Annotated in this window: 8 protein-coding genes; all 8 read right to left on the bottom strand. The window is 66.7% G+C overall.

Translation table 11 applies throughout. The annotated features are described in order from the left end of the window. Positions 1–268 precede the first annotated feature (268 nt). Positions 269–1,549, bottom strand: a complete 1,281-nt coding sequence (murA, locus tag IEY60_RS21730; protein WP_189031142.1) for a UDP-N-acetylglucosamine 1-carboxyvinyltransferase — start codon at positions 1,547–1,549, stop codon at positions 269–271. Between the two features lie 79 nt (positions 1,550–1,628). Continuing rightward, complete coding sequence (locus tag IEY60_RS21725) at positions 1,629–2,264, bottom strand: cob(I)yrinic acid a,c-diamide adenosyltransferase (RefSeq protein WP_229740010.1); 636 nt, start codon at positions 2,262–2,264, stop codon at positions 1,629–1,631. A 41-nt stretch (positions 2,265–2,305) separates the two neighbouring features. Next, positions 2,306–2,728: a DUF2550 domain-containing protein gene (locus tag IEY60_RS21720; RefSeq protein WP_189031140.1), complete on the bottom strand. Its 423-nt coding sequence runs from the start codon at positions 2,726–2,728 to the stop codon at positions 2,306–2,308. Between the two features lie 172 nt (positions 2,729–2,900). Then, positions 2,901–3,278 carry a F0F1 ATP synthase subunit epsilon gene (locus tag IEY60_RS21715; protein WP_189031138.1) on the bottom strand — a complete coding sequence of 126 codons (378 nt, stop codon included), beginning with the start codon at positions 3,276–3,278 and terminating at the stop codon, positions 2,901–2,903. Positions 3,279–3,284: 6 nt separating this feature from the next. Beyond that, positions 3,285–4,733, bottom strand: coding sequence for a F0F1 ATP synthase subunit beta (gene atpD / locus IEY60_RS21710; protein ID WP_189031136.1), 1,449 nt, complete (start codon positions 4,731–4,733; stop codon positions 3,285–3,287). 24 nt (positions 4,734–4,757) lie between these two features. Further along, positions 4,758–5,729 (bottom strand): F0F1 ATP synthase subunit gamma, encoded by a 972-nt coding sequence (locus IEY60_RS21705; RefSeq protein WP_189031134.1) that lies wholly within the window; start codon positions 5,727–5,729, stop codon positions 4,758–4,760. Between the two features lie 62 nt (positions 5,730–5,791). After that, positions 5,792–7,432, bottom strand: a complete 1,641-nt coding sequence (gene atpA / locus IEY60_RS21700; protein ID WP_189031132.1) for a F0F1 ATP synthase subunit alpha — start codon at positions 7,430–7,432, stop codon at positions 5,792–5,794. Positions 7,433–7,498: 66 nt separating this feature from the next. Beyond that, the gene (locus IEY60_RS21695) at positions 7,499–8,311 is read right to left on the bottom strand and encodes a F0F1 ATP synthase subunit delta (protein WP_189031130.1); all 813 of its coding nucleotides are present in this window, start codon (positions 8,309–8,311) and stop codon (positions 7,499–7,501) included. Positions 8,312–8,323: the final 12 nt, after the last annotated feature.

Below are 8,323 nucleotides of genomic sequence, written 5' to 3'. Positions count from 1 at the left end.
TAATATTGGCACTGACATTCATCGACACACTATTGAGTTCTCAAAGAACACACGCACAAGCTTCCACCCGCAACATTTCGTAGGGGCTTCGGCAGGGCAACTGTTCCAACTTAGCGCAGACAACCCGACCGAAGCAAGTTCGAAAGGAGTGAGTCTGGCCAGATGATCTATCAGGCGCTCAGCGTCACCTCGTCGGTGTCCGTGTCGCTCTGACTCGAATTAAGTTACGCACCGACGAACGCGAAGTCAAATCGCCTGGTCAGACAGGCTATTTCGGCGTATCGACGCGTTCGACCTGTCCGCCGAGCGCCTGCATCTGCTCGACGAAGTTCGGGTAGCCCCGGTCGATGTGGAAGACGTCGTGCACTTCGGTGACGCCGTCGGCGACCAGGCCGGCCAGCACCAGGCCCGCGCCTGCGCGGATATCGGACGACCAGACCGGTGCGCTGGACAGCCGCGGGATACCGCGGACCACCGCGTGGTGACCATCGGTGCGAGCGTCGGCGCCGAGCCGGATCATCTCCTCGACGAAGCGGAAGCGCGCCTCGAAGACGTTCTCGGTGATCATCGACGTGCCGTCGGCGATGGCGGCCAGGCCGATCGCCATCGGCTGCAGGTCGGTCGGGAACCCGGGGAACGGCAGCGTCGCGAAGTTCACCGCGCGTGGACGCTCCGGCTGGACGACACGGAAACCATTGGGCTCGTAGGAGATTCGCGCGCCCGCCGAGCGCAGCTTGTCCAGGACCAGCGCCAGGTGCTTGGGGTTGACCCCGGTGACGCGGACATCGCCGGTGGTCATCGCGGCGGCGATGCCCCAGGTGGCGGCGACGATGCGGTCACCGATCACCCGGTGGGTGGTCGGCGAGAGGCTCTTCACGCCCTGCACGGTCAGCACCGAGGAACCGGCACCGTCGATCCGCGCACCCATCTGCACGAGCATGGTGCACAGGTCGACGATGTCGGGCTCGCGCGCCGCGTTGTCGATGACCGTCTCCCCCTCGGCCAGGACCGCGGCCATCAGGATGTTCTCGGTCGCGCCGACGGACGGGAAGTCGAGGCGGATCCGCGCGCCCTGCAGCTCGTCGGCGCGAGCGACCACGCAACCGTGCTCGATCTCGCTGGTCGCGCCGAGCAGGCGCAGGCCCGCCTGGTGCATGTCCAGCGGACGCGAACCGATCGCGTCACCGCCGGGCAGCGCGACTACCGCGCGCTTACAGCGCGCCATCAGCGGACCGAGCACGCACACCGAGGCGCGGAACTGGGTCACCGCGGGGAAGTCCGCGTGGTACTTCGGCTCCGGCGGCGTCACGATGGTGACGACCGAACGGTCGCCGCTCTCGTCGTCGGAGATCGTCACGTCGCAGCCGAGACCGCGCAGCACCTCGGCCATCAGCGGGACATCGAGGATGTCCGGGCAGTTGGTGATGGTGGTGGTGCCCTCGGCCAGCAACGCGGCGGCCATCAGCTTCAGCACGCTGTTCTTCGCGCCGCCGACCGCGACCTCGCCGACGAGCTGATTACCGCCGGAGACCAGAAACCGTTCGCTCACCCCGCCAGCTTATCGACCGTTGCCCGGCGACACGCCCCCCGACGCCAAACCGACCGATCCTGGCGCCACCGACAGGCTTTCAGCGCTCGGCTCCGCCGCCGGGCTGCCACAGGACATCGCCCTCGGGATTGGTCGAACGGCTCAGGATGAACAGCAGGTCCGACAGGCGATTGAGGTATTTGGCGGGCAACACGCTGGTGTCGTCGGGGTAGGCATCGACCGCGGCCCACGCCGAACGTTCGGCGCGCCGGACCACGGTGCGTGCCGTGTGCAACAGCGCGGCAATCGGCGTGCCGCCCGGCAGGATGAACGAATTCAGCGGTGCGAGACCGGCGTTGAACTCGTCACACCACTTCTCCAGCCGATCGATGTAGGGCTGGGTGACGCGCAACGGCGGGTACTTCGGCTCCGCCACCACCGGGGTGGACAGATCGGCGCCCGCGTCGAACAGGTCGTTCTGGATCTGGCGCAGCACCGCCAGCACGGCGGGCTCCGGCGCGCCGAGCGCCACCGCGACACCGAGCGCCGCGTTGGCCTCGTCACAGTCGGCGTAGGCGATCAGCCTGGCATCGGTCTTGGGTACCCGCGAGAAGTCGCTCAGGCCGGTGGTGCCGTCGTCACCTGTCCTGGTGTAGATCCGGGTCAGGTGGACGGTGGACCGCCGCTCCGGGTTGGGCTGTGCGTCCGTCTCGGGCGTGCCCGACGAGTTACCCATGTACTTGCCTCGCTCAGCTGTCGCGTGTCAGGTGTGCTCGCTCAGAGCTGGCCCTTGCGGTGGGCACGGTCCGAGGGCCGCGACTCCACCCAGGACAGAAAAGCCGCCCTCGATCCGCGGTCGAGGGCCAGCTCGAAGCTGCCCTGCGGATCGGTGACGGCTACTACCACGATGTCGTCGCTCATGATGTCGAACTCGTCGCCCTGCGGCTGCCTGCGTTCGACGATCTCGAGGCCCTGCCGGTGCACGGTGCTGTCCGGACCGAACTTGAGGCTGGTCAATTTGAAGAAAACGAGCCGGTCCTCGTCGTAGCGGATGAGTCCGTGCCGCCAGCCTTGGCCACCGCGCGCGGGCAGTACCCGCAGCAGCGCGGCCGTGCCGCCCCGGCGCAGCATCACCAGCCGATAGGTCGATGCACCTGCTACGAACACGAGCGTCAGCACCAGAATGATCAGGAGAACCATCCCGGTTTGCAATGCCGTACGCCCTTTCGCTCAGCTGGTGTCGAAGACACCCCCGTCGCCATTCAATCACGCCCGGTCCGCGCGACTCCGGCGGGACCGGTAAACCCCCGAAAACGACACTGTCGGCGACGAACCGGAGTTCGTCGCCGACAGATGTCTGGTGTTCTCGCGATCAGTGCTTCGCGGCAGCCTCGACGGCACGCACCTGGGCCTGTGCCACGCGCGTTGCCACTTCGGAAGCGCTCGTGTCGGCCAGCACCTTACGTGCCGCGTCGACATCGACCTCGCCCGAGAGGTCCGCGGACTCGGCGAGCACGCGCACGGTATCGGCGGTCACCGAGAAGAAACCGCCGTGCACCGCGGCGACGATCCGCTCGCCCTCGGTCGACACGATGGACACCGTGCCGCCCTCGACGAGCTGACCGAGCAGCGGCTCGTGGCCGGCCATGATGCCGATCTGACCTTCGGTGGTCTGCGCGCTGACGAACGAAGCCTGGCCGGACCAGAGCTTGCGTTCGACCGCTACGAGATCAACTGTCATCTCCGCCATGGTGGACTACTTCCCGGCGATCTTCTTCGCAGCGGCCTCGACGTCGTCGAGACCACCGCAGGAGTTGAACGCCTGCTCCGGGAAGTGGTCGAACTCGCCCTTGCAGACGCGATCGAAGTCGTCGATGGTCTGCTCCAGCGGCACGACCGAACCCGGCTGACCGGTGAACTTCTCGGCCACGATGAAGTTCTGGCCGAGGAACTTCTCCAGACGACGGGCACGGCCGACGAGGACCTTGTCCTCTTCGGAGAGCTCGTCCATACCGAGGATGGCGATGATGTCCTGCAGCTCCTTGTACTTCTGCAGGATCCGCTTGACCTCGTTGGCGACCCGGAAGTGGCGCTCGCCGACGATCGAAGCCTCGAGGATACGAGAGGTCGAGGTCAGCGGGTCGACGGCCGGGTAGATGCCCTTCTGCGAGATCGGGCGGGAGAGCTCGGTCGTCGCGTCCAGGTGGGCGAAGGTGGTCGCCGGCGCCGGGTCGGTGTAGTCGTCGGCGGGGACGTAGATCGCCTGCAGCGAGGTGATCGAGCGACCACGGGTCGAGGTGATGCGCTCCTGGAGCTCACCCATCTCGTCCGCCAGCGTCGGCTGGTAACCCACGGCCGAAGGCATACGACCCAGCAGGGTCGAGACCTCGGAACCGGCCTGGGTGAAACGGAAGATGTTGTCGATGAAGAGCAGCACGTCCTGGTGCTGGACATCGCGGAAGTACTCCGCCATGGTCAGCGCGGACAGGGCAACGCGCATACGCGTGCCCGGCGGCTCGTCCATCTGGCCGAAGACGAGGGCGGTGTCCTGGAGGACGCCCATCTCTTCCATTTCCAGGTGGAGGTCGGTGCCCTCACGGGTACGCTCACCGACACCCGCGAACACCGAGGTGCCGGAGAACTCGCGAGCGATACGGGTGATCATCTCCTGGATCAGAACGGTCTTGCCGACACCGGCACCACCGAACAGACCGATCTTGCCGCCCTTGACGTACGGGGTCAGCAGGTCGATGACCTTGACACCGGTCTCGAGCATCTCGGTCTTACCCTCGAGCTGATCGAAGCTCGGGGGCTTGCGGTGGATGCCCCACTGCTCGCCGTCGCGGCCCAGGCCAGGCGAGTCGAGGCAGTCACCGAGGGCGTTGAACACGTGGCCCTTGACGATGTCACCGACGGGCACCGAGATCGGCTTGCCCGAGTCGATGACGGCCGCGCCACGGACCAGGCCGTCGGTCGGCTGCATCGAGATGGTGCGCACGATGTTGTCGCCGAGGTGCTGGGCGACCTCGAGGGTCAGGGTCTTGGCCACCGACGCCAGCTTGATGTCGGCGTTGAGAGCGTTGAACAGCTCGGGGATGGCGCCACGCGGGAACTCGACGTCCACGACGGGGCCGATGACACGGACGACGCGGCCGGCGGCTGCGCCTGCCTTACTCGCGTTGTCCTGAGTGACAGCTGCGGTCATTAGATTGGTTCTCTTCCTGCGCTTCTAGTCGCGGTCCGAGCTCGACGCCAGCGCGTTCACGCCGCCGACGATTTCGCTGATTTCCTGCGTGATCTGGGCCTGACGCACCGAGTTCGCCTCGCGCTGGAGCACACTGGCCAGCTCGTTGGCGTTGTCGGTCGCCGCCTTCATTGCGGTGCGCCGAGCCGCGGACTCGGATGCCGCTGCCTCGAGCAACGATGAGTAGATACGCGTGTTGATGTACTTGGGCAGCAGAGCCCCCAGCAGCACATCGGCGTCCGGCTCGAATTCGTACTGCGCCGTGACCACCGCGTTCGGCGAGTCCGACATGATGTCGTCGCCGAGCTCGAAGTGCTCGTCGACGAAGCTGACCTGGATCGGCGCCAGGCGGCGCACCTCCGGGTTCTGGGTCAGCATCGAGACGAACTTGGTGTACACGATGTGCAGCTCGTCGACGCCCGCGATGGTTCCGGTGCCGTCCAGCGAGGGAACCTCGTTGTCGGAGCCGGCCATGAAGGCCTCGACCAGGTGGCTGCACGCGGCCGACGCATCGGTGTACTTCGGCTGCTGCGAGAAGCCGGTCCACGACGCCTGGAACGGGCGGTTGCGGAACTTGTAGTACGTGAGGCCCTTGTTGCCCATCACGTACAGCACCGGCTCTTTGCCCTCGCCACGCAGGGTGGTCATGAGCTCCTCGGCGCGCTTGAGCACGTTCGAGTTGTAGCCGCCGCACATACCGCTGTCGCTGGTGATCACCAGGACGGCGGCGCGCTTCGGGTTGGGGCGCTCGTTGAGCAGCGGGTGCGCCAGGTTCTTCGACGCGCTCGCCAGCTCACCGAGGACCTTGGTGATCTCCTCGGCGTACGGCTTGGCCGCCGCAACCCTGGCCTGGGCCTTGGAAATTCGCGAGGTCGCGATCAGTTCCTGAGCCTTGGTGATCTTCTTGATCGAATTCACACCACGAATGCGGGAGCGCAATTCACGCAAACTTGCCACTAGCGGTTCACACTCCCTTCATTCGCCAGATCGGAATATGCCGACATCAGTCCTGACCCGGCTTACTTGTCGACGTGCTTGCGGGTGACCGACAGCGACTCGACCTCTTCGTGGTCCAGATCGCCGGCAGCGGCCTCGTTCACGACACGGCTGCCGTCGGAAGCCAGGAAGCCTTCCTTGAACTTGTCGGTCTCCGACTTGATCGCGTCGGCGGCCTCGCCGTCGAGCGGCTTGCGGCCACCCTCGAGCGCGTCGAAGGACGACTGGGTCGCGCTGTGCAGGTGCTCCAGCAGCTCGGCGGTGAAGCGACGCACGTCGCCGACCGGCACCGAGTCGTAGTAGCCGGCGTCGACCAGGTAGATCGAGACGACCTGATCCTCGACGGCGACCGGGGAGTACTGGTTCTGCTTGAGCAGCTCCACCCAGCGGGCACCACGCTCGAGCTGGGCCAGCGAGGCGGCATCCAGGTCGGAGGCGAAGGCGGAGAACGCCTCCAGCTCGCGGTACTGCGCCATTTCCAGACGCAGCGAACCGGCGACCTTCTTCATGGCCTTGGTCTGGGCGGCGCCACCGACACGGGAGACCGAGGTACCGACGTTGATCGCCGGGCGGACACCCTTGTTGAACAGGTCGGACTCGAGGAAGACCTGGCCGTCGGTGATGGAGATGACGTTGGTCGGGATGAACGCCGAGACGTCGTTGGCCTTGGTCTCGATGATCGGCAGACCGGTCATCGAGCCGCCGCCCATCTCGTCGGACAGCTTCGCGCAACGCTCCAGCAGACGGGAGTGCAGGTAGAAGACGTCACCGGGGTACGCCTCGCGGCCCGGCGGACGACGCAGCAGCAGCGAGATGGCGCGGTAGGCCTCGGCCTGCTTGGTCAGGTCGTCGAACACGATCAGGACGTGCTTGCCCTGGTACATCCAGTGCTGGCCGATGGCCGAACCGGTGTAGGGAGCCAGCCACTTGAAGCCGGCGGAGTCGGACGCGGGGGCCGCGACGATGGTGGTGTACTCCATCGCGCCGTGCTCCTCGAGCGCGGTCTTGACGCCCGCGATGGTGGAGCCCTTCTGGCCGATCGCGACGTAGATGCAGCGGACCTGCTTGGTCGGGTCGCCGGTCTCCCAGTTCGCCTTCTGGTTCAGGATCGCGTCGACGGCGACTGCGGTCTTGCCGGTCTTACGGTCGCCGATGATCAGCTGACGCTGGCCGCGGCCGATGGCGGTCAGCGCGTCGATCGCGGTGATACCGGTGGCCAGCGGCTCCTCGACCGGCTGGCGCTCCAGCACGGTCGCGGCCTGCAGCTCCAGCACGCGGCGGTCGTCGGCTTCGATCTCGCCCAGGCCGTCGATCGGCTGGCCGAGCGGGTTGACGACGCGACCGAGGAACTTGTCACCGACGGGAACCGACAGCACGTCGCCGGTGCGGCGGACCTGCTGGCCCTCCTCGAGCGAGGCGTACTCGCCGAGGATGACGGCACCGATCTCGGTGTCCTCGAGGTTCAGCGCGACGCCCAGGACGCCGCCAGGGAACTCGAGCAGCTCGTTGGCCATCGCCGAAGGCAGACCGCTGACGTGCGCGATGCCGTCGCCGGTGTCGGTCACGAGGCCGACTTCTTCGATGGAGGTTTCCGGGGTGTAGCTCTGGGTGTAGCTCTCGATCGCGCTACGGATCTCGTCGGAGGAGATCGTCAGCTCCGCCATGTTGTTCCTGCTCTCGCTGTGGTCTCGAATGTCGGGGGTTGGGAAGTCGGGTCAGGCGGTGTCCGATTAGGACAGCGCCCGGCGCAGCTTCTCCAGTCGGCCGGTGGCGCTGCCGTCGATGACGTCGTCTCCGACGCGCACGACGACGCCGCTCAGCAGCGTCGGGTCGACCTGCACGTGCACGGTGACCGCCTTGCCGTAGATCCGCTGCAGGGAAGCCGAGAGCTTCTCCTTCTGCTGATCTGTCAGCTCGACCGCGGCGTGCGCGTGGGCGACGATCTGGTCACGACGGGCCGCCGCCAGATCGGACAGGGCGTCGAAGGCGACGCCGATGTTGTTGGTCCGCAGTCGGGTCACCGCCTGCTCGGCCAGCGTCAGGGTGATCGGCTCGGCCTTGCCGGTCAGCAGCCGTTCGATCAGCTCACGCCGGGCCGGTGCCGGCTTGCCCTGATCGGACAGTGCCTGCTCCAGCTGCGGGTTGTCGGCGATGATGCGTCCGAGCCGGAACAGCTCGTCCTCCACCGCGTCCAGCCGGCCACCGTCGGCGGCCGACTCCAGCAGAGCCTCCTGCCCGAGCAGCACCAGGGTGTCGACCAGATCACGGGTGCGCGACCAGTTCTGCGCCACCGCGGTGGTCAGCACTGCCTGCGTGGCAGCGCTGACCTTGCCGCCGAAGATCCGCTCACTGAGTTCAGCGCGCGCCGAACCCGGCACCGACACGTCCGCGAGCGCCACACGCAGCGAACGCTGGTCGTCCAGCACGGCGACAACGGCGAACAGTTCCGACCCCGTTGTGGCCGCAACAGTTTCGCTTCCGGTCAGAGCGGCCCGAAGCGCCTCCCGGGACCGGGAGCTGGCCTCGCGGCTCGCTGCGTACATGCTTCTCACTTT

It is taken from the genome of Nocardia rhizosphaerihabitans (assembly GCF_014646295.1).
Lineage (GTDB): Bacteria > Actinomycetota > Actinomycetes > Mycobacteriales > Mycobacteriaceae > Nocardia > Nocardia rhizosphaerihabitans.
This window is presented reverse-complemented; position numbering and strand designations above follow the sequence as displayed.